The organism is Embleya sp. NPDC050154, assembly GCF_044460165.1.
Lineage (GTDB): Bacteria > Actinomycetota > Actinomycetes > Streptomycetales > Streptomycetaceae > Embleya.
Genome location: NZ_JBITJP010000025.1, coordinates 15236 through 41299, shown reverse-complemented (window position 1 = coordinate 41299; position 26064 = coordinate 15236). Strand labels below are relative to the sequence as shown.

General features: G+C 72.6%; 24 protein-coding genes. 19 read left to right on the top strand and 5 right to left on the bottom strand.

The window, feature by feature from the left end; all coding sequences use genetic code 11:
* The first annotated feature begins 55 nt into the window (after positions 1 to 55).
* From ACIBSV_RS38660 to tsaE, 5 genes are all read left to right on the top strand, one after another.
* The gene (locus ACIBSV_RS38660) at positions 56 to 424 is read left to right on the top strand and encodes a holo-ACP synthase (protein WP_395871658.1); all 369 of its coding nucleotides are present in this window, start codon (positions 56 to 58) and stop codon (positions 422 to 424) included.
* An 11-nt stretch (positions 425 to 435) separates the two neighbouring features.
* Complete coding sequence (locus ACIBSV_RS38655) at positions 436 to 1902, top strand: NAD(P)H-hydrate dehydratase (RefSeq protein WP_395871656.1); 1467 nt, start codon at positions 436 to 438, stop codon at positions 1900 to 1902.
* A 131-nt stretch (positions 1903 to 2033) separates the two neighbouring features.
* Entirely contained in the window at positions 2034 to 3206 is a 1173-nt protein-coding gene (alr, locus tag ACIBSV_RS38650; protein WP_395871828.1) for an alanine racemase, read from the top strand.
* Positions 3203 to 4345, top strand: coding sequence for an alpha/beta fold hydrolase (locus ACIBSV_RS38645; RefSeq protein WP_395871654.1), 1143 nt, complete (start codon positions 3203 to 3205; stop codon positions 4343 to 4345). The genes alr and ACIBSV_RS38645 overlap by 4 nt, the downstream gene beginning before the upstream one ends.
* A 158-nt stretch (positions 4346 to 4503) precedes the next feature.
* Positions 4504 to 5022 (top strand): tRNA (adenosine(37)-N6)-threonylcarbamoyltransferase complex ATPase subunit type 1 TsaE, encoded by a 519-nt coding sequence (gene tsaE / locus ACIBSV_RS38640; RefSeq protein ID WP_395871652.1) that lies wholly within the window; start codon positions 4504 to 4506, stop codon positions 5020 to 5022.
* Positions 5023 to 5101: 79 nt separating this feature from the next.
* On the opposite strand, the gene ACIBSV_RS38635 is transcribed toward tsaE, so the two are convergent.
* Positions 5102 to 7417: a transglycosylase domain-containing protein gene (locus tag ACIBSV_RS38635; protein ID WP_395871650.1), complete on the bottom strand. Its 2316-nt coding sequence runs from the start codon at positions 7415 to 7417 to the stop codon at positions 5102 to 5104.
* Between the two features lie 177 nt (positions 7418 to 7594).
* The gene (locus tag ACIBSV_RS38630) at positions 7595 to 8215 is read right to left on the bottom strand and encodes a L,D-transpeptidase (RefSeq protein WP_395871648.1); all 621 of its coding nucleotides are present in this window, start codon (positions 8213 to 8215) and stop codon (positions 7595 to 7597) included.
* 173 nt (positions 8216 to 8388) lie between these two features.
* Between ACIBSV_RS38630 and tsaB the strand changes: the two genes are divergently transcribed.
* The 5 genes from tsaB to ACIBSV_RS38605 all read left to right on the top strand — a co-directional run bounded on the left by tsaB (position 8389) and on the right by ACIBSV_RS38605 (position 12291).
* Positions 8389 to 9072, top strand: coding sequence for a tRNA (adenosine(37)-N6)-threonylcarbamoyltransferase complex dimerization subunit type 1 TsaB (tsaB, locus tag ACIBSV_RS38625; protein ID WP_395871645.1), 684 nt, complete (start codon positions 8389 to 8391; stop codon positions 9070 to 9072).
* Between the two features lie 131 nt (positions 9073 to 9203).
* Positions 9204 to 9692, top strand: coding sequence for a ribosomal protein S18-alanine N-acetyltransferase (gene rimI / locus ACIBSV_RS38620; protein ID WP_395871643.1), 489 nt, complete (start codon positions 9204 to 9206; stop codon positions 9690 to 9692).
* Positions 9685 to 10728, top strand: coding sequence for a tRNA (adenosine(37)-N6)-threonylcarbamoyltransferase complex transferase subunit TsaD (gene tsaD, locus ACIBSV_RS38615; RefSeq protein WP_395871641.1), 1044 nt, complete (start codon positions 9685 to 9687; stop codon positions 10726 to 10728). The genes rimI and tsaD overlap by 8 nt, the downstream gene beginning before the upstream one ends.
* 58 nt (positions 10729 to 10786) lie before the next feature.
* Positions 10787 to 11062: a hypothetical protein gene (locus ACIBSV_RS38610; RefSeq protein ID WP_395871639.1), complete on the top strand. Its 276-nt coding sequence runs from the start codon at positions 10787 to 10789 to the stop codon at positions 11060 to 11062.
* Between the two features lie 335 nt (positions 11063 to 11397).
* Positions 11398 to 12291 carry a polysaccharide deacetylase family protein gene (locus tag ACIBSV_RS38605; protein WP_395871637.1) on the top strand — a complete coding sequence of 298 codons (894 nt, stop codon included), beginning with the start codon at positions 11398 to 11400 and terminating at the stop codon, positions 12289 to 12291.
* On the opposite strand, the gene ACIBSV_RS38600 is transcribed toward ACIBSV_RS38605, so the two are convergent.
* The gene (locus ACIBSV_RS38600; protein WP_395871635.1) at positions 12279 to 13517 is read right to left on the bottom strand and encodes a methyltransferase domain-containing protein; all 1239 of its coding nucleotides are present in this window, start codon (positions 13515 to 13517) and stop codon (positions 12279 to 12281) included. The two genes, ACIBSV_RS38605 and ACIBSV_RS38600, sit on opposite strands and share 13 nt — an antisense overlap.
* Before the next feature lie 245 nt (positions 13518 to 13762).
* Here ACIBSV_RS38600 and groES point away from each other — a divergent pair, with 245 nt between their 5' ends.
* The 3 genes from groES to ACIBSV_RS38585 all read left to right on the top strand — a co-directional run bounded on the left by groES (position 13763) and on the right by ACIBSV_RS38585 (position 16838).
* Positions 13763 to 14071, top strand: coding sequence for a co-chaperone GroES (groES, locus tag ACIBSV_RS38595; RefSeq protein ID WP_161359282.1), 309 nt, complete (start codon positions 13763 to 13765; stop codon positions 14069 to 14071).
* Between the two features lie 134 nt (positions 14072 to 14205).
* Complete coding sequence (gene groL / locus ACIBSV_RS38590) at positions 14206 to 15834, top strand: chaperonin GroEL (RefSeq protein ID WP_395871633.1); 1629 nt, start codon at positions 14206 to 14208, stop codon at positions 15832 to 15834.
* A gap of 185 nt (positions 15835 to 16019) precedes the next feature.
* Complete coding sequence (locus tag ACIBSV_RS38585; RefSeq protein ID WP_395871631.1) at positions 16020 to 16838, top strand: SDR family oxidoreductase; 819 nt, start codon at positions 16020 to 16022, stop codon at positions 16836 to 16838.
* A 130-nt stretch (positions 16839 to 16968) separates the two neighbouring features.
* Here the strand turns inward: ACIBSV_RS38585 and ACIBSV_RS38580 are convergent, their stop codons facing one another.
* Complete coding sequence (locus ACIBSV_RS38580; RefSeq protein ID WP_395871629.1) at positions 16969 to 17304, bottom strand: WhiB family transcriptional regulator; 336 nt, start codon at positions 17302 to 17304, stop codon at positions 16969 to 16971.
* Positions 17305 to 17795: 491 nt separating this feature from the next.
* Here ACIBSV_RS38580 and ACIBSV_RS38575 point away from each other — a divergent pair, with 491 nt between their 5' ends.
* The 5 genes from ACIBSV_RS38575 to ACIBSV_RS38555 all read left to right on the top strand — a co-directional run bounded on the left by ACIBSV_RS38575 (position 17796) and on the right by ACIBSV_RS38555 (position 22381).
* Positions 17796 to 18407 carry a response regulator transcription factor gene (locus ACIBSV_RS38575; protein ID WP_020549179.1) on the top strand — a complete coding sequence of 204 codons (612 nt, stop codon included), beginning with the start codon at positions 17796 to 17798 and terminating at the stop codon, positions 18405 to 18407.
* A gap of 233 nt (positions 18408 to 18640) precedes the next feature.
* Entirely contained in the window at positions 18641 to 19234 is a 594-nt protein-coding gene (shbA, locus tag ACIBSV_RS38570; protein WP_205354273.1) for an RNA polymerase sigma factor ShbA, read from the top strand.
* Positions 19231 to 19437: a hypothetical protein gene (locus tag ACIBSV_RS38565; protein WP_395871627.1), complete on the top strand. Its 207-nt coding sequence runs from the start codon at positions 19231 to 19233 to the stop codon at positions 19435 to 19437. Before shbA ends, ACIBSV_RS38565 begins: the two co-directional genes overlap by 4 nt.
* A 204-nt stretch (positions 19438 to 19641) precedes the next feature.
* Entirely contained in the window at positions 19642 to 21144 is a 1503-nt protein-coding gene (guaB, locus tag ACIBSV_RS38560) for an IMP dehydrogenase (protein WP_395871626.1), read from the top strand.
* A gap of 121 nt (positions 21145 to 21265) precedes the next feature.
* The gene (locus tag ACIBSV_RS38555) at positions 21266 to 22381 is read left to right on the top strand and encodes a GuaB3 family IMP dehydrogenase-related protein (protein ID WP_078975688.1); all 1116 of its coding nucleotides are present in this window, start codon (positions 21266 to 21268) and stop codon (positions 22379 to 22381) included.
* A gap of 130 nt (positions 22382 to 22511) precedes the next feature.
* Here ACIBSV_RS38555 and ACIBSV_RS38550 read toward each other — a convergent pair whose 3' ends face one another.
* Positions 22512 to 24014, bottom strand: a complete 1503-nt coding sequence (locus ACIBSV_RS38550) for a serine/threonine-protein kinase (RefSeq protein WP_395871624.1) — start codon at positions 24012 to 24014, stop codon at positions 22512 to 22514.
* 185 nt (positions 24015 to 24199) lie between these two features.
* Here ACIBSV_RS38550 and ACIBSV_RS38545 point away from each other — a divergent pair, with 185 nt between their 5' ends.
* A complete protein-coding gene (locus ACIBSV_RS38545) occupies positions 24200 to 25906 on the top strand; it encodes a glycerol-3-phosphate dehydrogenase/oxidase (RefSeq protein ID WP_395871622.1) in 1707 nt (568 codons plus the stop codon).
* The last annotated feature ends 158 nt before the right edge of the window (positions 25907 to 26064 follow it).

The window sequence follows — 26064 nt, the reverse complement described above, 5'->3', positions numbered from 1 at the left end:
CCGGACTCGTCGTGGGCCGGGGCGCCGGCGGCCCCGGTGTTTGTAGGCTCGGGCCGTGATCATCGGTGTGGGTATCGACGTCGCGGACATCGCGCGGTTCGGGCAGTCGTTGGAGCGGACCCCCGGGTTGGCCGATCGGCTCTTCACCGAAGGGGAGCGTTGGGTGCGGTCCGGGCAGGAACGCGGCGTCGCGTCCCTGGCCGCCCGGTTCGCCGCCAAGGAGGCCCTGGCCAAGGCACTCGGCGCGCCCGGCGGCCTGCACTGGCTGGACGCCGAGGTGACCACCGAGGATTCCGGCCGGCCGCTGCTCGCGGTGACCGGCACGGTCGCCGCGCGGGCCTTCGAACTGGGCGTGCGGCACTGGCATGTGTCGCTCAGCCACGACGCGGGCATTGCTTCCGCTGTCGTCATCGCCGAGGGCTGAGGGGGTCGCGCATGCGCGCAGCGCACGGCGTCGAGCAGGTGCGTGGCGCGGAGGCCGCGCTGTTGGCCACGTTGCCCGAGGGCACGCTGATGCGGCGCGCCGCGACCGGCCTGGCGAATACGTGCGCCCGACTGCTCGGCCGGGTCTACGGCACCCGGGTCGCGCTGCTCGTGGGCAGCGGCGACAACGGCGGGGACGCGCTGTACGCGGGCGGCATGCTGGCCCGACGCGGCGCGCGGGTGGACGCGTTGCTGCTCGCGCCGGAGCGGGCCCATCCGGCGGGCCTGGCGTGGGCGCGGCGGGCCGGCGTACGGGTGTGGGACGCCGGCGCGCCGGACCGGGCCGACACGATCGACCTGCTCGGGCGGGCCGACCTGGTGCTCGACGGCATCGTCGGGATCGGCGGCAAGGGCGCGCTGCGCCCACCCGCCGCGGAACTGCTCGCGCACGTGCGGGATTCGATCGTGGTCGCGGTCGACGTGCCCAGCGGGGTGGACGCGGACACCGGGCGGGTCGAGGGCGCGGCGGTACGGGCCGATGTCACGGTCACCTTCGGCACCTACAAGCCCGGCCTGCTGGTCGACCCCGGAGCGCAGTACGCCGGCGTGCGGCACCTGGTGGACATCGGGCTCGACCCGCACCTGCCGACGTCACGGGTGGACGTCCTGCAACACGCGGACGTGGCCCGGCTGTTGCCCGCTCCCACGGGGGAGAGCGACAAGTACTCGCGCGGGGTGCTCGGCGTGGTCGCCGGCTCGCCCCGATACCCCGGCGCGGCGGTGCTCGTGGTCGGCGCGGCCGTGCGCGGCGGCGTGGGCGCGGTCCGCTGCGCGGGTCCGGCCGAGGTGTTGCGCCCGGTGCTCGCGGCCTGGCCGGAGACGCTGGCGACCGAGGCTGCCCCGGTCGACGCCGGTCGGGTGCAGGCCTGGGTGGTGGGACCGGGCCTGGACACCGACCAGGACGCCCAGGCGCGCTGGGCGGGCGTACTGCACGGCTCGGCGCCGGTGCTGGTGGACGCGGACGGACTGACCCTGCTCGCCCGGGCGAAACCCGGCACCTGGCCGACTCCCGCGCTGCTCACCCCGCACGCGGGAGAGGCGGTGCGCCTGTTCGCCGCCGCCGGGGTCGTCACGACCCGCGAACGCGTCGAGGCGGAGCGGCTGGAGCACGCGCGCCGGCTCGCCGCGCTCTACGACTGCGTGGTGCTGCTCAAGGGCTCCACCACGGTGATCGCCGCGCCCGACGGCCGGGTCCGGATCAATCCCACCGGCACCCCGTGGCTGGCCACCGCGGGCAGTGGCGACGTGCTCTCCGGCCTGGCCGGCGCGCTGCTCGCGGCGGGCCTGGACCCGCTGGACGCCGGTTCGGCGGCCGCCTACCTGCACGGCCTGGCCGCCCGCGCGCTGCCCGGCCCGGTGACCGCGCCGGACCTGATCCGGGCGCTGCCCGCGGTGTGGGCGGACGTCACAGGCACGTGACAGGGAGACCGCCCCGGCACGGGCCTGCCACACTGGGAGTCTTGAGCTCCGGGATGCCCGGCACCGGATCCCGTCCGGAGCCGGGACGCGGGCTCTCGTCGATGACCGTCGTCGGAAGGACCACCAGCCACATGCGTGCCGAGGCGCGGATCGATCTCGATGCCATTCGGGACAACATCGCGGCCGTCCGGGCTCGGGTGGGCTCGGCGGCGGTGATGAGCGTGGTCAAGGCGAACGCCTACGGACACGGCCTGCTCCCGTGCGCGCGGGCGGCCCGTGCGGGCGGCGCCGCGTGGCTGGGCACCGCGGTGGTCGAGGAGGCGCTCGCGTTGCGCGCGGCCGGCGACACCGGGCGCGTGCTCACCTGGTTGTGGGCCCCGGGCGACCGCTTCGAGGACGCGGTGCGCGCCGATGTGGACATCTCGGTGAGCGGGCTCTGGGCGATGCGCGAGGTGGTGGACGCCGCACGGGCGAGCGGCCGGACCGCGCGCGTGCACCTCAAGGCGGACACCGGCCTGGGCCGCAACGGTTGCCTACCCGCCGACTGGCCGGCCCTGGTCGATGCCGGGCTCAAGGCCCAGGCCGACGGCGCCGTCGAGGTGGTCGGCCTGTGGTCGCACTTCGCCTGCGCGGACGAGCCCGGACACCCCTCGATTGCGGTGCAACTGGCCGAGTTCACCGAGATGCTGGCGCACGCCGAGGGCTGCGGGGTCACCCCCGAGGTGCGGCACATGGCCAACTCGCCCGCGACGCTGCTGCTGCCCGAAGCGCACTTCGACCTGGTCCGGGTGGGCTTGGTCAGCTATGGCCTGTCGCCCGTGCCGGAGGTCGGCGGCCCCGCCGACTTCGGGTTGCGCCCGGCGATGACGCTGGCGGCGAACCTGGCCGGGGTCAAGCGGGTTCCGGCCGGGCACGGCGTGTCCTACGGGCACTCGTGGATCGCGCCGCGCGAGACCACGCTCGCGCTGGTGCCCACCGGCTACGCGGACGGCATCCCCAGGAACGCGAGCAACGCCGGTCCGGTCCTGGTGGCCGGCCGCCGGCGCACGATCGCCGGCCGGGTGGCGATGGACCAGTTCGTGGTCGACCTCGGCGACGACCCGGCCGCCGCGGGCGACGAGGCGATCCTGTTCGGGCCGGGCGATCGGGGCGAGCCCACCGCGGAGGACTGGGCGGTGGCGACCGGCACGATCAGCTACGAGATCGTCACCCGGATCGGCGCGCGGGTGCCTCGCGTCTACACCGGGACGACCGCCGCCGGGACGACCGCCGAAACGGCCGCCACCGGGACGGGCGCGCCGTGAGCACCCCCGTGCCGGGCCCCTCCGGCGGCGGTCGTGCGCTCGGCCGCCGGGCCGGCATCGTGGGCGCCGCGGTCGGTGTGCTCGCGGCCGGCGCCGCCGCGGGCGTGGCGATCGAGCGGATGACCGTCGGCCGCGCGTTCCGCCGCCGGACCGAGGCGCAGATGGACGCGCTGGCGGAGTTCGGCACGCTGCGCGGCGAGCCGCACATCGTCACCACCGGCGACGGCGTCGAGTTGTACGCCGAGGTGGACGGCAGGCGTGACGCGGCGGTGACCGTGGTGCTGTGTCACGGCTACTGCCTCGACATGGACTGCTGGCACTACCAGCGGGCCGAACTGCGCGACGAATACCGCCTGGTGTTCTACGACCAGCGCAGCCACGGCCGATCCGGCCGGGGCGCTCCGGAGACCTCGACGATCGACCACCTCGGCGCCGACCTGTACACGGTGCTGACGGAACTGGCGCCCGAGGGCCCGCTCGTGCTGCTGGGCCACTCGATGGGTGGGATGACCATCATGGCGCTGGCCGATCAGCACCCCGAGTTGTTCGGGGACCGGGTGATCGGCGTCGCGCTGATGAACACCTCGGCGGGCCGCTGGGCGACGGTGACGCTGGGCATTCCCGCGGCCGGCGCCCGGCTCGTGCACCGGATCGCGCCCGGGTTGCTGCGTACGCTCGGCCGGCGGGCCGCGCTGGTGGAGGCGGGTCGGCGGGCGGCCCGCGACCTGGTGTACCTGTTCACCGAGCGGTACGCGTTCGACTCCGAGGTGGACCCGACCCTGGTGCGGTTCACCGACCGGATGATCTCCGGTACGCCGATCGACGTGATCGCCGAGTTCTTCCCGGCCTTCGAGGCACACGACAAGATGGCCGCGCTGCCGGCGCTGGCGGGGGTGGAGACGCTCGTGGTGGGCGGCGAGGGCGACCTGATCGCGCCGGCCACGCACAGCGAGGCGATCAAGGAGGCGCTGCCCGGCGCCGAGTTGCTGATCGTGCCGCAGTCGGGGCACCTGACCCCGCTGGAGCATCCGGTGGTGGTCAACGCGGCGGTGCGCGATCTTCTCGCGCGCGCCACGCGTGCACCCGGGCGGCGCGCCGGGCGATCCGGCGGGCACGCGCGCGGCGGATCGTCCGCATAGGTCGGAATCGACGCGAGCCGTGATCCTGCGGGACAGTGATCCCGGGTGATGACCCCGAGCGATGATCCCGGGAAGCCGGGACGACTCGGGGAGGGCGGGCCCGAAGCGGTTCGGGTTCGCGAGTTCGGCGTGGTGGGAGTGCTGAAGTGGTGCGAAGTGTGACGGTGACGGTCGCCGGCGGCGCGGACACGCGCGCGCTCGGTGCCCGTCTGGCCAAGTTGCTGCGGGCCGGCGATCTGATCGTGCTGTCCGGCGGCCTGGGCGCGGGCAAGACCACGCTGACCCAGGGCATCGGGGTCGGCCTGGGAGTGCGCGGCGCGGTGACCTCGCCGACGTTCGTGATCGCCCGGGTGCACCCCTCCGAGGTCGGCGGCCCGGCCCTGGTGCACGTCGACGCCTATCGGCTCGGCGGTTCGGCGGACGTCACCGCCGAGATCGACGGCCTGGATTTGGACGCCTCGCTCGACGAGTCGGTGACCGTCGTGGAGTGGGGCGAGGGCATGGTCGAGGAACTGACCGAGGACCGCCTGGACATCGCCATCGCGCGTGACGCGCTCGGGCCGGACGCGCTCGCGGAGAGCGCGACCGACTTCGCCGGCGACGAGGTGCGCACGATCCAGGTGACCGGGGTCGGCGCCCGCTGGGCGAGCATCGACCTCGACGCGTTGGCGGGCTGACCCGGACCGGGATCGACCGGCCCGGACCCGGACCCGGACCCGGACCCGGACCCGGACCGGGACCGAGGCCCTGGGCCGGTCAGGTGACGGCCGCCGCCGGGGACTCGGGCGCGTCGGGGGACTCGGGCACGTTCGAGGGCGGGCGGCTGGTCGCGCCGCCGCCACCCGAACCGCCCGGCGGGGCGGACGTGTCCGGCGGGCGGGTGCCGGTCGCCGGGGGCGTGGTCGGCGGAGCGGTGGTGCCGGTGTCGCCGGTCGGCGGACCGGTGGTCGCGGTGGCCGGCGCGCTGGGCGTGGCGGTACCGGTGTTCGGCGGCACCAGGCTGGTGTCCGGCACACCGAGGCCGCCGGCGGTCTCCTCCGGGAAGTCGGTCGCCTTCTGCCCGGCGAGTGCGGCACGCATGTAGGTCGTCCACATCCGGGTCGGCAGGTTGCCGCCGTCCACCCGGTCCAGTCCGGCGACCCCGGACAGGGACAAGAACGCGTGCGTCTCGGCGTCCTCGCGGAACATGCCCATCGAGGTGGACAGGTCCGGGGTGTAGCCGACGAACCAGGCCGAGCGGTTGTCGTCGGTGGTGCCGGTCTTGCCCGCCGCCGGGCGGTTCAGCGCCTGTGCACGAAATCCGGTGCCGCTGTCCACGACGCCGCGCAGCACCTGGGTGACCGCGTTCGCCTGCTGGTTGTCGTAGGCGTCCTCGGTGTCGTGATCGGGCAGGTCCACGGTGTCGCCGGAGCGGGTCAACCGGTCCACCGGGTAGGGCGCGCGCTGTTTGCCCTCGGCCGCGAACGTGGCGTACGCCGAGGCCATGTCCAGCGCGCTGGGGGTGGAGGTGCCCAGCGACACGGACGGGATCGGTTGCAGCCCCGGCGTGCTCGCGGGCAGCCCCGCGTCCACCGCCGCCCGCACCACCCGGTCGGGGCCGACGTCCATGCCCAGTTGGGTGTAGACGGTGTTCACCGACTTGTCCATCGCCCGGGCCAGGGTGATCTGCCCGTAGTCGACGCCGTCCTCGTTGCCCGGTTGCCAGGGCACGCCGTCCTGCAGGACGGGCTTGCCGTTCGGGTAGCGGATCACCACGTTGTCGTTGCCGTTGTAGACCGTGCGCGGGCTGATCCGGTCCCGCCTGCCGTCGCGGTCCTGCACGCCGTCGCGCAGACCGGCGGCCAGCACGAACGGCTTGAACGTGGAACCGACCTGCACGTCGCGGCGGGTGGCGTCGTTGACGAACTGCCGGACGTAGTTGGGGCCGCCGTAGATCGCGACGATCCGGCCGCTGCCCGGCTCCACCGACGCCGCGGCGACGCGTACGCCGACGTCCGCGGAGCGCTCGGCCGGATCCAGCGACTGGGCGAGCTGGTCCTGCACGGTCTGCTGGAGCACCTCGGTCGTGCGCTTGTCGAACGTCGTGGTGATCGCGTAGCCGCCGGCGTCGAGCCGGTCCTCGTCGACCACGTCGTGGTCGAGCAGGTAGCGCTTGGCCATCTCCACCAGATAGCCGTTGACGCCGGCCAGGTTGGCCGCCGGACGCGGGTCGATCGGCTCCGGGAAGACCATGCCGGCGCGCTGCTCGGGGGTGAGCCACTTCTCCTTGACCATGCCGTCCAGGACGTAGTCCCAGCGTGCGAGCACCCGCCGCCGGCCCGCCTCGGTGGTGTTCCGGACGTCGTTGGCGCTGGGCGCGTTCAGCAGCACCGCCAGGTAGGCGCCCTGCTCGACGGTGAGTTGCCCGACGTCGATGCCGTAGTACGCCTGCGCGGCGGCCTGGATCCCGTACGCGCCGCGGCCGAAGTACACGCTGTTGAGGTAGCCGGTGAGGATCTCGTCCTTGGAGACGGTGCGGTCGAGTTTGACCGAGATGATCGCCTCCTTGAACTTGCGGCCCAGCGTCTGCTCCTGGGTCAGGTAGACGTTCTTGACGTACTGCTGGGTGATCGTCGAACCGCCCTGGAGGCCGCCCGAGCCACCCGCGGCGTTGCGCAGCAGGGCGCGCACGGTGCCGGTGATCGATACACCGGCGTTGGAGAAGAAGGAGCGGTCCTCGGCGGCGAGCACCGCGTGCTGCACGTCGATCGGGATCGCGGCCAGCGGCACGGTCTGCCGGTTGGTGGTGCCGGTGCGGGTGATCTCGCTGCCGTCGCTCCAGTACCAGACGTTGCTCTGCTGCCGGGCCTGGGCGTTGACGGTGTGCGGAACCGGGGTGACCGCGTAGACCAGACCCACGGCGGCGAACAGGCCGGACAGGACCAGCAGGACGAAGGTGAGCAGGTGCTTGAACGAGGGCAACCAACGCCGGAGTCCCCGCCGATTGCTCCGGGGGTAGTCGAACAACCTGCGCCGGGGAGTCGGCCCCTGGACGTCGCCGGGACCGCTCGGACCGGAGGAGTCGTGCGCCACGCCGCCACCATTTCCTCGGTGCCATTGCCCTGACGGGCCCTGTCGGTCAGCCGCGTGTGCCCGATGGGGCTGGTGTGACCGGAGGGATCATCATCCTGATGATATGTGGGCAAAGCACGGGAATCGCCGCTGAATGGGGCAATGGTGGGCGTGGCGTGGTGAATCGGACCCGTGCGGTCAGGGCACCACGATGACGGGTGTGCCGACCGGGGCGAAGGCCCACAGGGCCGCGCCGTCGTCCGGCTTGGAGCGGATACCCGCGCTCTTGGCCGGCGACGTGGAGGCCTTCGGGCGTGCGGTGCCGCTGGGGGAGGGGCCGGGCTTGGCGCCGGTGTCGATCTTGTCCAGCGGAGTGTCCGTCGCGGCGAAGCCGAGCGGGATGCCCTGTACCGCGCCGAAGCGCACCGAGTAGGTGATCCGGAGGTTGTCGCTGCCGGTCTGCGCCTCCTCCTTCTTCAGGGTCACCTGGTACGAGCCCGGTTGCGGCTTGACCGGCGCGTTCGCGACGGGGTATTCGCGCAGCGTGCGGTCGGCCTCGTCGACCAGCCAGACGTGGCTGTCCTTGATCGCGTAGACGACCCGCTTGCCGGTGCCGGAGCCCGCGGGCACCGGCGGCGGTACGTAGACCGGGGGCGCGGTCGCCCCGGACGGGGCGGTGGGGGTCGGCGTGTTCGTGCGCGCTATCCCCCGGTTGTCCGGTGCCGAGTTCGCGGCCTGCGCCGCGAGGAAGCCGACGCCGACCAGTGCGGCGATGGTGATGCCCGCGACGGCCACGCCCGGGTTGAGCCGCTTCGCCATTGCCTTGGGTCCCTCTTCCGCCGTGTGGTGGCCTCCATGGTGCCGGCAGGCACCGCCCGCGCGTTGGAGCCGGGTCCACTTTTCCTTCCCGGCAGCCCGCGGCGCCCCACGCACCCGCGCGTCCCGCGGGCGCGGCGGACGAGAGCACGGCGCGCGGTCGGTAGCCTGGTGCCGTGCTGCTGCTCGCCTTCGACACCGCCACCCCGGCCGTCACGGTCGCCCTCCACGACGATTCCGCCGTCCTCGCCGGTTCCACCCGGGTCGACGCCCGTCGGCAGGGCGAACTGCTCGCGCCCGGCATCGCCGACGTGTTGCGCGCGGCGGGCCGAACCCGCTCCGACGTCACCGCCATCGCGGTCGGGGTCGGGCCCGGGCCGTACACCGGCCTACGGGTGGGCATCGTGACCGCGCTCGCGATGGGCGACGCGCTCGGCATCCCCGTGTACGGCGTGTGCACCCTCGACGCGCTCGCGTACGCGGCCCGCCGGGACGGCACCGTCACCGGGCCGTTCGTGGCGGCGACGGACGCACGCCGCAAGGAGGTCTACTGGGCGCGGTACGACGAAGCGGGTGCGCGCGCGCAAGGCCCGGCGGTGGATCGCGCGGGCGACCTGCCCGAGGACGTCACCAAGCTGCCGGCGGTGGGCGCGGGCGCCGCGTTGTACGCGGGGACGTTCACCGACGCGCGTGCGCCGGAGCACCCGGACGCGGCGGCGCTCGCGGCGTTCGCCGTACGGCGACTGGCGGCCGGGGAGGCCCTGTCGGCCCCCGAGCCGTTGTACCTGCGCCGCCCCGACGCGCAGGTCCCCGCGGGCTACAAGGCCGTCACCCCCGACGGACCGCCGCCCCGGGCCTGACGGTCACCGATCCGCGACGCCGGCCCCACCCCGCCCCGGCACCCCTGCCGGCCCCCTGTCGGTCGCCCCGCCCCGGGCCGGCCCGATCGATCGGGCTCAAGGGGTGGTGGGGCAGTCGATAGACTCCCGGCATGGAATCCGGCCCTCGACTGCGGCGCATGCGGTGGTGGGACATCGAGGCCGTCATGCGACTCGAACACGAACTGTTCGCCGAGGACGCGTGGTCGGCCGGGATGTTCTGGTCCGAGTTGTCCGAGCCCGAGTTGCGCTATTACGTGGTGGCCGAGGACGAGACCGGGGCGCTCGCCGGGTACGCCGGGCTCGCGGTGATCGGCGACGAGGGCGACGTGCAGACGATCGGGGTGCGCCGCGATCGGTGGGGGACGGGCCTGGGCTCGGTGTTGTTGACCGAACTGCTCGATCTGGCGCTCGAACGCGGCTGTCGGGACGTACTGCTGGAGGTGCGCGTGGACAACGCCCGCGCACAGGCGCTCTACGAGCGCTTCGGATTCAAGGGGATCGGCGTGCGGCGGGGCTACTACCAGCCCGCCAACGTGGACGCGCTGGTGATGCGCCGCGATCTCAAGGAACGTCGGGAAGGAACGGCCACCGGTGGCTGACGAACCACTCGTCCTGGGCATCGAGACCTCGTGCGACGAGACGGGCATCGGCATCGTGCGCGGCACCACGCTGCTCGCCGACGCGGTCGCCTCCAGCGTCGACGAACACGCCCGGTTCGGCGGGGTGGTGCCCGAGGTGGCCAGCCGCGCGCACCTGGAGGCGATGGTGCCCACGGTGCGCCGCGCGCTCGCCGACGCGGGCGTCACCATGCGCGACATCGACGCGATCGCGGTCACCTCCGGCCCCGGCCTGGCGGGGGCGCTGCTGGTCGGCGTCGCGGCGGCGAAGGGCTACTCGGTCGCGCTGGACAAGCCGCTGTACGGCGTCAACCACCTGGCCTCGCACGTGTGCGTGGACCAGTTGGAGCACGGCAAGCTGCCCGAGCCGTGCATGGCCCTGCTGGTCTCCGGCGGACACTCCTCGCTGCTCCTGGTGCCCGACATCACCGCCGACGTGCGGCCACTCGGGTCGACCATCGACGACGCGGCGGGCGAGGCGTTCGACAAGGTCGCGCGGGTGCTCGGGCTCGGCTTCCCGGGCGGACCGGTGATCGACCGGCGGGCGCGCGAGGGCGACCGAACCGCGATCGCCTTCCCGCGCGGGCTGACCGGACCGCGCGACGCGCCCTTCGACTTCTCCTTCTCCGGCCTCAAGACCTCGGTCGCGCGCTGGGTCGAGGCCCGGCAGCGGGCCGGCGAGGCGGTGCCGGTGGCCGACGTCGCGGCCTCCTTCCAGGAGGCGGTGGTGGACGTGCTGACCCGCAAGGCGATCCGCGCCTGCAAGGAGAACGGCGTCGAGCACCTGATGATGGGCGGCGGCGTCTCGGCCAACTCGCGGTTGCGCGCCCTGGCGCAGGAGCGCTGCGACGCGGCCGGGATCGTGCTGCGGGTGCCACGGCCGGGCCTGTGCACCGACAACGGCGCGATGGTCGCCGCGCTGGGCGCCGAGATGGTCGCCCGGGACCGGGCCCCCTCCACGCTGTCCATCCCGGCCGACTCCTCGATGCCGGTCACGGTGACCCAGGCGCTGTCGTAGGCGCGGGCGCTCACGCGGAGTACGAGGGTTCGGGAACGGTGGAAACGGGAGAGGCGAGATGGCGATCGCGGCGATGTGGGAGGCCAGGGCCGAGGCCGGCGGGGGAGCGGCGCTGGCCGCGTGGGTGCACGCCGCGGCGCTGCCGGTCCTGGTCGACGCGCCCGGCCTGGAACGGGTCGAGGTGTTCGCCTCCTCCGACGAGCGGGACGGCGACCGGGTCGTGGTGATCGCGCTGTGGACCGGCGAGCCGGTGTCGCTGCCGGACCCCCCGGCCGCGCTGGTCGCCCGCACGCCGCACGCGTGGAGCTTCGAACGGCTCAGCGTCGGCCCCTGACCGGGCGCCGCGTTCGGGCCGACACGCGCGAGTGGGCGTTCCGGTCCGCGGCGGAGATGCCGGTCCGCGTCGGAGTCCGGCGTCCGGTTCCGCGCAACACTCGACCCGCGTCCGACGAGGAGGCCATTCGCAAGCCGGACGCGGGCCGAGTGCCTTGGCTGATGGCTGCGTGCCGCCGCACGTGCCATTGGCCTTGCCGGGAGTGTGCCCAGCTCATCGGCTGCTCAACAGTCCTTCGACAGTCCCTTGAACAGCCCTTGTCCGGACCGTGACAGGCCGCCGCGACGCGTAGCGTGGGCGCGATCGGAGCACACGAACGAAAGGGTCCGGCGACAGTGGCGCATCGAACGGTACAAAAGCGGCGGGGCGCGGCCCGCACCTCGGCCCTGATCGGCCTGGCCGGTGCGCTGCTCGTCGCGCTGACCGGCTGCGGCGGCTCCGACGACACCGCCGCGGTCAAGGGCACCGGCCGGCCCACCGGCGGCGCGTCCACCGACCCGACCAGGCCCACTCCCGCCGCGAAGCCGGACACCCCGGGCGCCGACGCCGCCGCGCTTGCCGCGAAGTGGAACCTGAAGCCGTTCACCCCGCCGCCCGCCCCGCCCGCGGTCAAGCCGATCAAGGCCGGCGGGCCCCAGCCGCCGGTGGTGGACAAGATCCCCACCGAGGAGAAGATCGTGTTCATCACGATCGACGACGGGGCGGAGAAGGATCCCGGGTTTCTCGACATGATGCGGGACCTGCGGATCCCGGTGTCGATGTTCCTCAACGACACCTACGTGCGGCAGGACCCGGAGTACTTCCGCAAGCTCCAGGCGCTCGGCGCCACGGTGCAGAACCACACGCTGTCCCACCCGGACCTCAAGACGCTGGGCGCGGAGGCGCAGAAGCACCAGATCTGCGGTCAGCAGGACCGGCTCGCCGAGATCTACGGCAAGCGCCCGACGCTGTTCCGCCCGCCGTACGGCAACTGGAACGCGACCACGCAGACGGTGGCCGGTGGTTGCGGCGGGATCGACGCGATCGTCAAGTGGCGGGAGTCGATGCAGATCAACGACATGCAGTACGTCGGCGAGAAGAAGCTGCACCCGGGCGACATCATCCTGGCCCACTTCCGCGGGCCCGGTGAGCTCAAGGGCACCACGATGACCGAGATGTTCGGCAACATGCTGCGCAAGATCCAGGCCCAGGGCTACACGGTCGCGCGCCTGGAGGACTACATCGGTTGAGGTCCTCCCGGCCGGTCGAGCACCCCGCCGAGGCCCGGGCCGGTGGGCTGCCCCGGGGACACCGGCTGCCCGATCAGCATCGTGGGCGCGCCCGCCACCCGGGTCAGCAGCACCGTGGCCGCGTTCGGGCCGGTCGGCCCGACCCGGCGGCGGACCTCCTCGGGTTCGACCGCCGAGCCGCGCTTCTTGACCGTGAGGTTGCCGACGCCGCGCTCGCGCAACAGGGCCTTGAGCCGCTTCAGATTGAACGGCAACACGTCGGTGATCTCGTACACGCTCGCGAACGCGGTGGCGACCAGCTTGTCCGAGGCGAGGTAGGCGATCGTCTCGTCCACCAGGTTGCCGTCCACCAACTCGCCCACCTCGGCCACCAGGTGCGCCCGGATCACCGCGCCGTCCGGCTCGTAGAGGTAGCGGCGGACCGGGCCCACCGGTGCCCGGCGAGCCGGGCCCGAGGCCAGCGCGGCGCCGGCGGGCAGCACGGTGGCGCGCAGGCCGCCGCGCGCGAGCCGGCCCCACCACAACACCGCCTCCTTGACGTCGCCGCGATCGGAGACCCACTCGGCCTCCATGCCCTCGGGCACGATCTCGTGCGGGATGCCGGGCGCGACCTTGGCCGCGCCGCACGGCACCCGGGCGGCGAGCGTGGTCAGGAACGAGAACGGCGGCGAGTACGCCCGGGGGTCGAAGGTGCGGCCCCGGGCGGTGCGCCGCGCCGGGTCGATCAGCGCCGCGTCGTACCCGCCCAACTCCACCTCGGTCACGTCCGCGCACTCGACGGTGAGCAGGTGCGCCAAGCCCAGCGCGTCGGCGTTGGCCCGGGCGACCGCGCAGGTCAGCGGGTCCAGGTCGACCGCGTGCACGGCGATCCCGGCGCGGGCCAGCGCGAGCGCGTCGCCGCCGATGCCGCAACACAGGTCCACGGCCCGGTCGATCCCGCCGGCCGCGACCAGCCGGGCGGCCCGGTGCTCGGCCACCGAGGTGCGGGTGGACTGTTCCAGCCCATGGGGTGTGAAGTACATCCGCGCCGCGTCCGCACCGAACTTGGCCCGCCCGCGCTGCCGCAGCCGGGACTGGGTGAGCGCGGCGGCCACCAGCTCCGGCGAGTGCTCCCGACGCAGCCGGGTGGCCAACGACAGCTCTTCGCCGATCTCGTGGTCGGCGAGCAGGTCCAGCAGCGAACGGCCCTCGTCGGTCAGCAGCGCGGTGAAAGCTTCGGTGTGCACGCGCCCATTCTCGCCGAGCGCCGCCGGCCCCCGTCGGGAAGGCCACCGGTATGAACAATGCGGTCCGACGCGCTGAATCTGGCACTCTGGTTGACGGAGTGCTAACCGCCACCTAGTGTCTGTGCTGGCACTCTCCCCATGAGTGTGCCAGTGCGATACGAGCAGGTCCGGCACCCGCGACGACGGATCTGTCCCATCGCCGACAGACATTTTTCCGTGAGATCTCCGAAGGGGGAGGTCGCATCGTGACGACCGCCAACACCAAGGTTGCCATCAAGCCGCTCGAGGACCGCATCGTGGTCCAGACGCTTGAGGCCGAGCAGACCACCGCGTCGGGTCTCGTGATCCCGGACACCGCCAAGGAGAAGCCCCAGGAGGGCGTCGTCCTGGCTGTGGGCCCGGGTCGTTTCGAGGACGGTCAGCGTCTGCCGCTCGACGTGAGCGTCGGTGACACCGTTCTGTACAGCAAGTACGGCGGCACCGAGGTGAAGTACAACGGCGAGGAATACCTCGTTCTCTCGGCTCGCGACGTGCTCGCGATCATCGAGAAGTGACATCGCGCTGACGCGCCGGAACCGGTGACGGTTCGACGACCCCGCCCCGGATCGCCCTGCCTTGTCGGCCGGTGGACCCGGGGCGGAGTCGGTTGTACGACGTCGACTAGCAACCTTTAAGGACGAAGACCCTCATGGCGAAGATCCTCCAGTTCGACGAGAAGGCCCGGCGGTCGCTGGAGCGCGGCGTCAACGCGCTGGCCGACACCGTCAAGGTCACGCTCGGCCCCAAGGGCCGCAACGTCGTGATCGACAAGAAGTTCGGTGCCCCGACCATCACCAACGACGGCGTGACGATCGCCCGTGAGGTGGAGCTCGAGGACCCGTACGAGAACCTCGGCGCGCAGCTGGCCAAGGAAGTCGCGACCAAGACCAACGACATCGCGGGTGACGGCACCACCACCGCGACGGTCCTGGCCCAGGCGCTCGTCCGCGAGGGTCTGCGCAACGTGGCCGCCGGCGCGGCCCCGATGGACCTGAAGAAGGGCATCGACCTCGCGGTCGCCGCGGTATCCGAGCAGCTGCTCAAGACCGCCCGCGCGATCGACGGCAAGGAGGACATCGCCGCCGTCGCCGCGCTCTCGGCGCAGGACCAGCAGATCGGCGAGCTGATCGCCGAGGCCATGGACAAGGTCGGCAAGGACGGTGTCATCACCGTCGAGGAGTCCCAGACCATGGGTCTGGAGCTGGAGTTCGCCGAGGGCCTCCAGTTCGACAAGGGCTACCTGTCGCCGTACATGGTCACCGACCAGGAGCGTATGGAGGCCGTCCTCGACGACCCGTACATCCTGATCCACCAGGGCAAGATCTCGGCCATCGCCGAACTGCTGCCGCTGCTCGAGAAGATCATCCAGGCCGGCGCGTCCAAGCCGCTGCTGATCGTCGCCGAGGACGTCGACGGCGAGGCGCTGTCGACCCTGGTCGTGAACAAGATCCGCGGCACGTTCAACGCCGTCGCGGTCAAGGCCCCGGGCTTCGGCGACCGCCGCAAGGCGATGCTGGAGGACATGGCGATCCTGACCGGTGGTCAGGTCATCGCCCCCGAGGTCGGCCTCAAGCTCGACCAGGTCGGCCTGGAGGTGCTGGGCAGCGCCCGTCGCATCACCATCACCAAGGACGCGACCACCCTGGTCGACGGCGCCGGCGACGCCGCCGCGATCGCGGACCGGGTCAAGCAGATCAAGCGCGAGATCGACGACACCGACTCCGACTGGGACCGCGAGAAGCTCCAGGAGCGCCTCGCGAAGCTGGCCGGCGGCGTGTGCGTGATCCGTGTGGGCGCGGCCACCGAGGTCGAGCTCAAGGAGAAGAAGCACCGTCTCGAGGACGCGGTCTCCGCGACCCGCGCGGCCATCGAGGAGGGCATCGTCGCCGGCGGCGGCACCGCCCTGGTGCACGCCGTCTCCGTGCTCGCCGACAACCTCGGCCAGACCGGCGACATCGCGACCGGCGTCGCGGTCGTGCGTCGCGCCGCGGTCGAGCCGCTGCGCTGGATCGCCGAGAACGCGGGCCTCGAGGGCTACGTCATCGTCAACAAGGTGCAGGAGCTCGGCATCGGGCACGGCTTCAACGCCGCGACCGGCGAGTACGGCAACCTGGTCGACTCGGGCGTCATCGACCCGGTCAAGGTGACCCGTTCCGCGCTGCAGAACGCCGCGTCGATCGCGTCGCTGCTGCTCACGACCGAGACCCTGGTCGTCGAGAAGCCGGCCGAGGAAGAGCCCGCCGCGCACAACCACGGCGGCCACGGCCACTCGCACTAGTTCCACCCGCGACACCTCGCGACACCCCGACGGGCCCGACCGCTTCGCAGCGGTCGGGCCCGTCGGCCTTTCCGGTGCCGGCCCGATCTGCGAGAGTGCCGGGAGCCGTCAACTGACGGACCGTCAGGAGTCGGCCGGGCGACTGCCGTCGAGCGCCGTCGGTCGAGCACCATCGAAGGAGAGACATGGGTACCTACGCGATCACCGGAGCGGCCTCGGGTCTGGGCGCCGCGACCAAGGCCCGGCTGGAGGCGGACGGCCACCGGGTGATCGGCGTCGACCTGCACGACGCCGACGTCGAGGTGGACCTGAGCACGGCCGAGGGTCGCGCCGAGGCGATCGCCGGGGTCACCGAACTGTCCGGCGGCGCGCTCGACGGCTTCGTGCCCTTCGCGGGTCTGGCGGCGGCCACCGGGCGCCCGGGCGGTCTGCTCGTGTCGGTGAACTACTTCGGCGCGATCGCGCTCCTGGAGGGGCTGCGTCCGCTGCTCGCGGCCGGCACGAACGCGTCCGTCGTGCTGATCAGCTCGAACTCGACGACCGCCCAGCCGAACTGGCCGGTGGAGGTGGCCGAGTTGTGTCTGGCGGGCGACGAGGCGGGCGCGACGGCGGCGACCGAGGCGTTCGGCGAGTTCGCCGCGCTCCAGGCCTATCCCGCGACCAAGGCCGCGCTCGCGTGGTACGCGCGGACCAAATGCGCCGAGTACATCGCCGACGGCATCCGACTGAACGCGATCGCGCCGGGTCTGATCGAGACGCCGATGACGGCCGAGGGCCGCAAGGACCCGTTGACCGCCGAGGGCATGGAGATGTTCCTGAACACGATCCCGGCCGGCCGCGGCGGTCGGCCGGAGGAGATCGCCGCGCTGGTGGCGTTCCTGCTCGGCGGCGAGTCGAGCTTCTTCGTCGGTTCGGTGGTCTTCTGCGACGGCGGCACCGACGCGGCGTTCCGGGGCAAGGACTGGCCGAAGGTGTGGGAGATGGACATGTCCGCCCTCCGGTAGGCGATCGCGAGCGCCTCGGCGTTGCTGTGGTGACACGTGCCGCGGCTCGTGGTGACACGTGCCGGGCCGCGCCCAAGCTCGGCGGCCCGCCCCCGGATCCGGGGGCGGGCCGCCGAGCTTGGTGTGTGTCTCAGTGCGTCACGGACGCGCCGCCGGCCGCGGCGGCCGCGCGTTCCGCGGCGACCCCGTGCCGGCGGTCGCTGTCGAGTTCGACCCGTTCGTCCTCGGTGAGCCCGCCCCATACGCCATACGGCTCGCGCACCTTCAGGGCGTGCGTGGCGCACTGGCGACGGACCGGGCACCGCATGCAGACTTCCTTGGCCGAAGCCTCTCGGGCGACCCTGGCGGCGCCTCGCTCGCCTTCGGGGTGGAAGAACAGTGCGCTGTCGACTCCGCGACAGGCTGCCGAGAGCTGCCAGTCCCACAGATCGGCGTTGGGGCCGGGGAGTCGCGAGAAATCAGCCATGACTCGTCCCTCTTGCTTATCGCGTACGAGTTGTCGGTGAGCAGGGTTGCCACCTCGGGTGCAGACCGTGCAGAACAGTCGTGATCAAGCGATCAGAAGTAGGTGCGACTGTGTCACGAATTGATCAGTTCCAATCCTAATTCCCACTTATGCACTGAAAGCAGAAAAAATTACTCACTCTGGTGGGTCACGGGCACCGGTGGGTGCGCTTCGGTGGGATTCGACGAGGGGAAGCGGTGGAAGGTGACGTTGGGTACGCGAGCGATCACCCACGCGTGTCCTCGGGCTCGGTCGCCTCGTTGTCGTAACGGCGGAGCGGAACTCCCCCCGTAACCCTTTCGAGTGATGCTCGTTGGGGTGGGTGAAGCGGTTGGCGATGGAGGCGGTCGGGGCCGGACCCCGAGTCACCGTCCTCCGGGACCGCCGCAAAGGAAACGGTACGTACAGGCGTGGAGGCTCAACGTGACGCGGATCCACTGCGGAGGCCGGCGATGACGACCGTCCTGGTCTGCGACGATTCCCCGCTGGTTCGGGAGACCCTGCGGCGGGCGGTGGCCACGGTCCCCGGCGTCGAGAGGGTGACGACGGCCACGAGTGGCGAGGAGGTACTGCGGCGCTGGGGCGCGGAGCGGTCCGATCTCGTCCTCATGGACGTGCGGATGCCCGGGCTCGGCGGCGTCGAGGCGGTGCGCCGCCTCCTGGCCGGCGACCCCGGCGCACGGGTGATCATGCTGACGATGGCCGAGGACCTGGACGGCGTGGCCCTCGCGGTCGCCGCCGGGGCTCGGGGATATCTGCACAAGGACGCGTCGCGCGCGGAGTTGCGCGCGACCGTCTCCCAGGCGCTCGCCGACCCGACCTGGCGGCTCGCGCCCCGGCGTCTGCGTTCGCCCGACATGGGCGTGGCGCCGACCCTGACGGCACGTGAGATCCAGGTGCTCGAAGGGATGAGTCACGGGCGCAGCAACGCCGAGATCGGGCGCGAGCTGTTCCTGTCGGAGGACACCGTCAAGACCCACGCGCGCCGGCTGTTCAAGAAGCTGGGCGCGTCCGACCGGGCCCACGCGGTCGCGCTCGGATTCCGGTGGGGACTCGTGCGATGACGCACGCACGCGAGCACTCCCCCGACCGTGAGGGGCCCGAGGGTCGCCTCCCGGGTGGGCACGGTCGGTGGGGACTTGTGCGATGAGGCGTGTGCCGACGGCCCCCGACGGGCGAGGGTCCGTGCGGTGATTGCCGTTGCCCGGGGGGCCGGATGAGTCCCCCGGGTCGGCATGGCCGCGATTCGGTCGCCGATCCCTGCATACTGAATGGCATGGGTGGGACCCCCGAGCGAATGCCGGACGAGCCGTACGAAGCACACGCGCAGGCCGACGACGGCATGCGTGCCGTCGTGGTTCGCGCGGTCCAGGGGGACGTGCAGGCGACCGACGAACTGCTCGCGTACGTGCGACCCCTGGTGTTGCGCTACTGCCGGGCCCGGCTCGGTCGGGTCTCCGGCGCCGAGCACGCGGCGGACGACGCCGCGCAGGAGGTCTGCCTGGCCGTGTTGTCCGCGCTGCCGCGCTATCGCGACGAGGGCCGCCCGTTCGAGGCGTTCGTGTTCGGCATCGCGGCACACAAGGTGGTCGACGTGCAGCGTGCCGCGATGCGCGGCGCGGTACCCACGTGCGATCTCCCGGAGGCGGTGGACGACCATCCCGGTCCCGAGGACCAGGTGGTGCGGCGCAGTGACGCCGCGCACGCCCGGGCCCTGCTCGGCCGTCTTCCCGACAACCTGCGCGAGTTGCTCGTGCTGCGGGTCGCCGTCGGGCTCTCCGCCGAGGAGACCGGGCGGGCGATGGGCATGTCGCCCGGCGCGGTGCGGGTCGCGCAACACCGTGCGCTGACTCGCCTGAGGGCGTTGGCGGGCGAGGAGAAGACCGCGTGAGCGGCGGCGGTGTGCGGTTCGGTGGCCGATCCGGCACCGCCGACCTGGGCCTGCTGCGGCAGGACGACGAACTCGTCGAGCAGTTGCGGCGACGCCGTCCCACGCCCGCCCAGGACCGGATCGCCAGACTGTTCGACGCGCTGCTCGCCGAGGTGGACGGCACCGCGGCGAACCGGCGCCGGGCGGTGCCCGACCGCTGCTGAGGCGGGTCGGGAATGGCGCGGACCCGGTGCGCGGTTGTGCTCACCATCGGCAAGCGGGCTCGAAGCACCGCGTGGGGCCAGTAGCATGAACCCTCAATCCACCCATCCGCTTGCCGAGAGCGCGTTTCCGCCGTACCCGGGGACCCGCCCTGTTCGGGGAGCGGGCCGGCGGAGCGATCCATCGGAATACCTTCGGAAGGTGTCATGAGTCTCACGGCCGACGGCGTACCCGAGAAGTTCGCGATGCTCGGGCTGACGTACGACGATGTCCTGCTGCTGCCGGGCGCGTCCGACGTCGTGCCGAGCGAGGTGGACACCTCCGCCCGGGTCACCCGCAACATTCGCGTCCGGATCCCGCTGTTGTCCTCGGCGATGGACACCGTGACCGAGGCCCGAATGGCGATCGCCATGGCCCGTCAGGGCGGCGTCGGCGTGCTGCACCGCAACCTCTCGATCGAGGACCAGGCCGCGCAGGCGGACACGGTCAAGCGCTCCGAGGCCGGAATGGTGCTCGACCCGATCACCATCGGCGCGGACGCCACGCTCCAGGAAGTCGACGCGCTGTGCGCGCGGTTCCGGATCAGCGGCGTCCCGGTCACCGACGACAACGGTCGGCTGCTGGGCATCGTGACCAACCGCGACCTGCGCTTCGAGGTCGACCACTCGCGCCGGGTGCGCGACATCATGACCCCGATGCCGCTGGTTACCGGCAAGGTCGGCACCACCGGCGACCAGGCGATGGAACTGCTGCGCCGGCACAAGGTGGAGAAGCTGCCGCTGATCGACGACGCGGGCAAGTTGCGCGGTCTGATCACGGTCAAGGACTTCGTCAAGAGCGAGCAGTACCCGAACGCGACCAAGGACGCGGACGGCCGACTGGTGGTCGGCGCCGCGATCGGCACCGGTGACGACAGCTACCGCCGGGCCCAGGCGCTGGTCGAGGCCGGCGTCGACTTCATCGTGGTGGACAGCGCGCACGGCCACTCGCGCAACGTCCTGGAGATGATCGCCAAGGTCAAGGCGAACACCAAGGTCGAGGTGATCGGCGGCAACATCGCCACCCGCGACGGCGCGCAGGCGCTGATCGACGCGGGCGTGGACGGTGTCAAGGTCGGCGTCGGCCCGGGCTCGATCTGCACCACCCGGGTGATCGCGGGCGTGGGCGCGCCGCAGGTCACCGCGATCTACGAGGCGGCCCAGGCCGCCCGCGCGGCGGGTGTGCCGGTGATCGGCGACGGCGGCCTGCAGTACTCCGGCGACATCGCCAAGGCGATCGCGGCCGGCGCGGACACGGTGATGCTCGGCAGCCTGCTCGCGGGCTGCGAGGAGAGCCCCGGCGACCTGATCTTCATCAACGGCAAGCAGTTCAAGTCCTACCGGGGCATGGGCTCGCTCGGCGCGATGCAGTCGCGCGGCCAGGCCAAGTCCTTCTCCAAGGACCGCTACTTCCAGGACGACGTGCTCTCCGAGGACAAGCTGGTCCCCGAGGGCATCGAGGGCCAGGTGCCCTATCGGGGCCCGCTCTCCGCCGTCGCGCACCAGTTGATCGGCGGCCTGCGCGCGTCGATGGGCTACGCGGGCGCCGCGACCGTCACCGAGCTCCAGGACAAGGGCCGCTTCGTGCGGATCACCTCGGCCGGGCTCAAGGAGTCGCACCCGCACGACATCCACATGACCCAGGAAGCGCCGAACTACCACTCGCGCTAGATCGCGCCACACCCCGAGGGGCTTCGTCCGTACCGCGGGCGGGGCCTCTCGCCGGTTTGCCCGCCCCGTACCCTGGGATACGGGTTTTCCCATCCACCGATTCCAGCAGGAGAGGCGCAACGTGACTGAGGTCGAAATCGGCCGGGGCAAGCGTGGCCGGCGTGCCTATCACTTCGACGACGTCGCCATCGTCCCCAGCCGGCGGACCCGGGACCCCGAAGAGGTCTCGATCGCGTGGCAGATCGACGCGTACCGGTTCGAGCTGCCGTTCCTGACGGCGCCGATGGACAGCGTCGTGTCGCCGCAGACCGCGATCGAGGTCGGTCGCATGGGCGGCCTGGGCGTGCTCAACCTCGAAGGGCTGTGGACCCGCTACGAGGACCCGACGCCGCTGATCGAGGAGATCGGCGCGCTGGACGAGGACGCGGCCACCCGGCGGATGCAGGAGATCTACGCCGAGCCGATCAAGGAGGAGCTGATCGGCGCGCGGATCAAGCAGATCCGCGACTCGGGCGTGGTCACCGCCGCGGCGCTGTCGCCGCAGCGCACCGCGCAGTACCACAAGGCCGTGATCGACGCGGGCGTGGACGTGTTCGTGATCCGCGGCACCACGGTCTCGGCCGAGCACGTCTCCGGGCGCGCCGAGCCGCTGAACCTCAAGCAGTTCATCTACGACCTCGACGTGCCGGTGATCGTCGGCGGTTGCGCGACCTACCAGGGCGCTCTGCACCTGATGCGGGCCGGCGCGGCCGGGGTCCTGGTCGGCTTCGGCGGCGGCGCGGCGCACACCACCCGCGGCGTGCTCGGCGTCGCGGTGCCGATGGCCACCGCGGTGGCGGACGTGGCCGAGGCGCGCCGCGACTACCTCGACGAGTCCGGTGGCCGGTACGTGCACGTGGTCGCCGACGGCAGCGTGGGACGCAGCGGCGACATCGCCAAGGCGGTCGCGTGCGGCGCGGACGCGGTGATGATCGGTTCGGCGCTGGCCCGGGCGAGCGACGCCCCCGGCGCCGGTCACCACTGGGGCTCCGAGGCGCACCACCCGGAACTGCCGCGCGGTCGGCGGATGAACCTGGGCGCGGTGGGCACGCTGGAGGAGATCCTGCTCGGTCCCTCGCACGTATCCGACGGTTCGATGAACCTGTTCGGCGCGCTGCGTCGGGCGATGGCCACCACCGGCTACTCGGAACTCAAGAAGTTCCAGCAGGTCGAGGTCACCGTCTCGCCCGCACACTGACCGAAGTCCGTACACCGACGAGGTCCGCACATCGGCGAAGTCGCCGGCCGGGAAGTCGCCGGCCGGACCGAAGTTGCCGAATGGCCCCGAACACCCTTGGTGTTCGGGGCCGTTCGCGTTCGCAGACGGATCAGTCGCGGCGGCAGATCCCGGTGGTCGTGCCGTTCGCGGGCGCGCAGACGTACTTGAGATCGGCCGAGGCGCCGCTGAGGAACCGGCCCACGCACAGGTCGGCGACGGTGCGACCGCGAGCGGCACAGTAGGCCAACGCGGCGGTGCCGTCCGGGAACGGGCCGTCCGCGTACACGACCCAGTAGTTCGGCTTGAGCGAGGCGTACCGGTCGCTGTCCAGGACCTGCGCGTCGGGGACCTGCCGGCGCACCTCGGCGAGCTTCGCGTCGCGCCCGGTCACCTCGTCGGACTTGGGTACGGACGCGAGTTGGGCGATCCAATGGCCGCCGGGGCGCCCGGTGGGGGACGCGGTCGCGGCGGGCGGCTCCGCGGCGGGCGCGGTGACCGTGACGGTCGTGGGCGGCACGGTCGTGCCGGGGGCGGTGGGCGGGCCCGGGGGCGAGGTGGGGGCGGCCGAGCCGGCCGGCGGGCCGGTGTCGGTCGGCGCGGACGGCGCCGGGGAGGACGTGCGTGCCCGCGGGGTGCCGTCGTCGCCCGTGAGCGCGAGGGCGGTGAGCACGCCCGCCGCGATCAGGACGACCACGAGCAGCGCCGCGAGCAGCGGGAGGCGCAGGTGGGACGGCGATTCGGGGCCTGGAGGCGGCAGCGGGGGACGCGGCGGCGCGGTCGTGGGCAGCGTGGCGTCGTCGCCGCGGATCGCCGCCTCCAGTCGGGCGGCCGACTCCGCCCCGGTCGGGCGCGCGTCCGGGTCCTTGGCGAGCAACTCGACGATGATCGGGGCCAAGGCGCCCGCCCGGCGCGGCGGCGGCAGCGTCTCGTGCAGCACCGCACCGAGCGTGGCCATGGTCGACGCGCGGCGGAACGGGCTGTACCCCTCGACCGCGACGTACAGCAGCATGCCCAGCGACCACAGGTCGGCCTCGGGACGCGGGGCGTGCCCGAGCACCCGCTCCGGGGCCAGGTATTCGGGGGAGCCGATGATCGAACCGGTCACGGTGAGCGCGGGGGTGCCCTCGACCGCGGCGATGCCGAAATCGGTGAGCACGACTCGATCGCCGGGTCCGAGCAGCACATTGGCCGGTTTCACGTCGCGGTGCAGCACACCCGCCTCGTGCGCGGCCCGCAGCGCCCCGAGCACCGCCAGGCCGACCCCGGCCGCCCGGTCGGGCGACAGACCGCCCCGGTCGAGCGCGTCCTGGAGCGAGCCGCCGGGGACCAGCTCCATCACGATCCACGGGTAGCTCTCGTCCTCGATCACCTGATGGACGGTGACCACGTTCGGGTGGGCGAGTCGGGCCAACGCGCGCGCCTCGCGCAGCGCCCGCTGCCGGATTCGGTCCACCTCGTCGGCCGGCAGTCCGTCGGGTGCCCGCACCTCCTTGAGCGCGACCTCGCGGCCCAGGGTGACGTCCCGGGCCCGCCACACCGTGCCCATGCCGCCCGCGCCGAGGCGTTCGATCAACTCGAACCGGCCGTCGCCGACCATGCGTCCCGCGTCCACGCCGCCCCCCGGTGCCGAGTGCGGGGAACCGGCGCGCGCGCCCTTCCGGCCGCGGCGCCGGTGCCCGAACCCACCCAGAATGACAGAGCGCGTGGTCCGGCCGACGGGCATTGGGTAGGCGGGGGTGGGGCGAGTCGCCCGATCGGTGTGGTCCGGCAGGTGACGATCGGATTCGGAGGTGGCTGATGCGGACCGCGGCGATGGGACCTCGGGCGCGCGCGCAGGCGTTGCGGCGGATGGCCGAGAGCGAGTTGGACGTGGTCGTGGTGGGCGGCGGCGTGGTCGGCGCGGGCACCGCCCTGGACGCGGTCACGCGCGGCCTCTCGGTGGGACTGGTCGAGGCGCGTGACTGGGCGTCGGGCACCTCCAGCCGATCCAGCAAGCTGATCCACGGTGGTCTGCGCTACCTGGAGATGCTCGATTTCGCGCTGGTGCGCGAGGCGTTGCGCGAGCGCGGACTGCTGTTGCACACGCTCGCGCCGCACCTGGTCAAGCCGGTGTCGTTCCTGTACCCGCTGCGCCATCGGGGCTGGGAACGGCCGTACGTCACGGCCGGGGTGACGCTCTACGACACCATGGCGGCCTCCGCCGGGCGGGCTCGCGGGCTGCCCCGGCACCGGCAACTGACTCGGCGTCAGGCGCTGCGCCTGGCACCGGCGTTGCGCAAGGACTCGCTGGTGGGCGCGGTGCAGTACTACGACGCGCAGATGGACGACGCGCGCTACACGATGACACTGGTGCGTACCGCCGCCGGCTACGGCGCGCAGGTGGCCTCGCGCGCGACGGTGACCGGGTTCCTGCGCGAGGGCGAGCGGGTGGTGGGCGTGCACGTGCGCGACATGGAGACCGGCGGGACGTACGACATCCGGGCCGGGCAGGTGGTCAACGCGACCGGGGTGTGGACGGACGAGACGCAGGCCTTGGTCGGCGAGCGTGGGCAGTTCCACGTGCGCGCGTCCAAGGGCATCCACCTGGTGGTGCCCAGGGACCGGATCCACTCCTCCACCGGCCTGATCCTGCGCACCGAGAAGAGCGTGCTGTTCGTGATCCCATGGGGGCGGCACTGGATCGTCGGCACCACGGACACCCGGTGGGACCTGGACAAGGTGCACCCCGCGGCCAGCCGGGCGGACATCGAATACCTGTTGGAGCACGTCAACCGGGTCCTGGCGGTGCCGCTCACCCGGGAGGACGTCGAGGGCGTGTACGCGGGACTGCGTCCGCTGTTGGCCGGCGAGTCGGACGCCACGTCGCAACTCTCGCGCGAGCACACCGTCGCGCACCCGGTGCCCGGTCTGGTGGTGGTCGCGGGCGGCAAGTACACGACGTATCGGGTGATGGCCGCGGACGCGGTGGACGCGGCGGTGCACGGACTGGACCGCAAGGTCCCGCCGAGCTGCACCGAGACGGTGCCGCTGGCCGGCGCGGAGGGGTATCCGGCGCTGTGGAACGCGCGGGCCTCGATCGCGACGCGGACCGGGTTGCACGTGGCCCGGGTGGAGCACCTGTTGAACCGGTACGGGTCGATGATCGAGGAGGTGCTCGCGCTGATCGCGGACGATCCGGAGTTGGCCTATCCGCTGGACGGCGCGGACGACTATCTCGCCGCCGAGGTGGTGTACGCGTGCACCCACGAGGGCGCGCTGCACCTGGGCGACGTGCTGGATCGGCGGACCCGGGTCTCGATCGAGATGTTCGACCGCGGCGCGCGGGCGGCGCGGGCCTGCGCGGCCCTGATGGCGCGGGTGCTGGGGTGGGAGGAGGAGCAGTCGCGGCGGGAGGTGGAGTACTACCTCAAGCGGATCGAGGCGGAGCGGGCCTCGCAGGAGCAGATGGACGATCACACCGCGGACGCGGTGCGGCTGGGCGCCGAGGACATCGTGCCCGGGTGAGGCGGCGCCCGACCCGGCACGCGGTCCGCGACCGGCCCGCCCGGCACGGTTGATCGCGCCGTGGTTGGGGCACCTTCCGGGGCGCCGTGGCGTTCCATCGATACGCCGGCCAGGTGTCTTTCGGCGATGTTCGTCCCGGAACCGGTGGACCCCGCGCG

What these genes read in the sequence shown, in the direction of transcription:
- ACIBSV_RS38655 (WP_395871656.1), top strand. Translation starts at nt 436, where the DNA reads ATGCGCGCAGCGCACGGCGTCGAGCAGGTGCGTGGCGCGGAGGCCGCG.
- alr (WP_395871828.1), top strand. Translation starts at nt 2,034, where the DNA reads ATGCGTGCCGAGGCGCGGATCGATCTCGATGCCATTCGGGACAACATC.
- ACIBSV_RS38630 (WP_395871648.1), bottom strand. Translation starts at nt 8,215, where the DNA reads ATGGCGAAGCGGCTCAACCCGGGCGTGGCCGTCGCGGGCATCACCATC.
- rimI (WP_395871643.1), top strand. Translation starts at nt 9,204, where the DNA reads ATGGAATCCGGCCCTCGACTGCGGCGCATGCGGTGGTGGGACATCGAG.
- ACIBSV_RS38610 (WP_395871639.1), top strand. Translation starts at nt 10,787, where the DNA reads ATGGCGATCGCGGCGATGTGGGAGGCCAGGGCCGAGGCCGGCGGGGGA.
- groL (WP_395871633.1), top strand. Translation starts at nt 14,206, where the DNA reads ATGGCGAAGATCCTCCAGTTCGACGAGAAGGCCCGGCGGTCGCTGGAG.
- ACIBSV_RS38585 (WP_395871631.1), top strand. Translation starts at nt 16,020, where the DNA reads ATGGGTACCTACGCGATCACCGGAGCGGCCTCGGGTCTGGGCGCCGCG.
- ACIBSV_RS38580 (WP_395871629.1), bottom strand. Translation starts at nt 17,304, where the DNA reads ATGGCTGATTTCTCGCGACTCCCCGGCCCCAACGCCGATCTGTGGGAC.
- ACIBSV_RS38575 (WP_020549179.1), top strand. Translation starts at nt 17,796, where the DNA reads ATGACGACCGTCCTGGTCTGCGACGATTCCCCGCTGGTTCGGGAGACC.
- shbA (WP_205354273.1), top strand. Translation starts at nt 18,641, where the DNA reads ATGCCGGACGAGCCGTACGAAGCACACGCGCAGGCCGACGACGGCATG.
- guaB (WP_395871626.1), top strand. Translation starts at nt 19,642, where the DNA reads ATGAGTCTCACGGCCGACGGCGTACCCGAGAAGTTCGCGATGCTCGGG.
- ACIBSV_RS38545 (WP_395871622.1), top strand. Translation starts at nt 24,200, where the DNA reads ATGCGGACCGCGGCGATGGGACCTCGGGCGCGCGCGCAGGCGTTGCGG.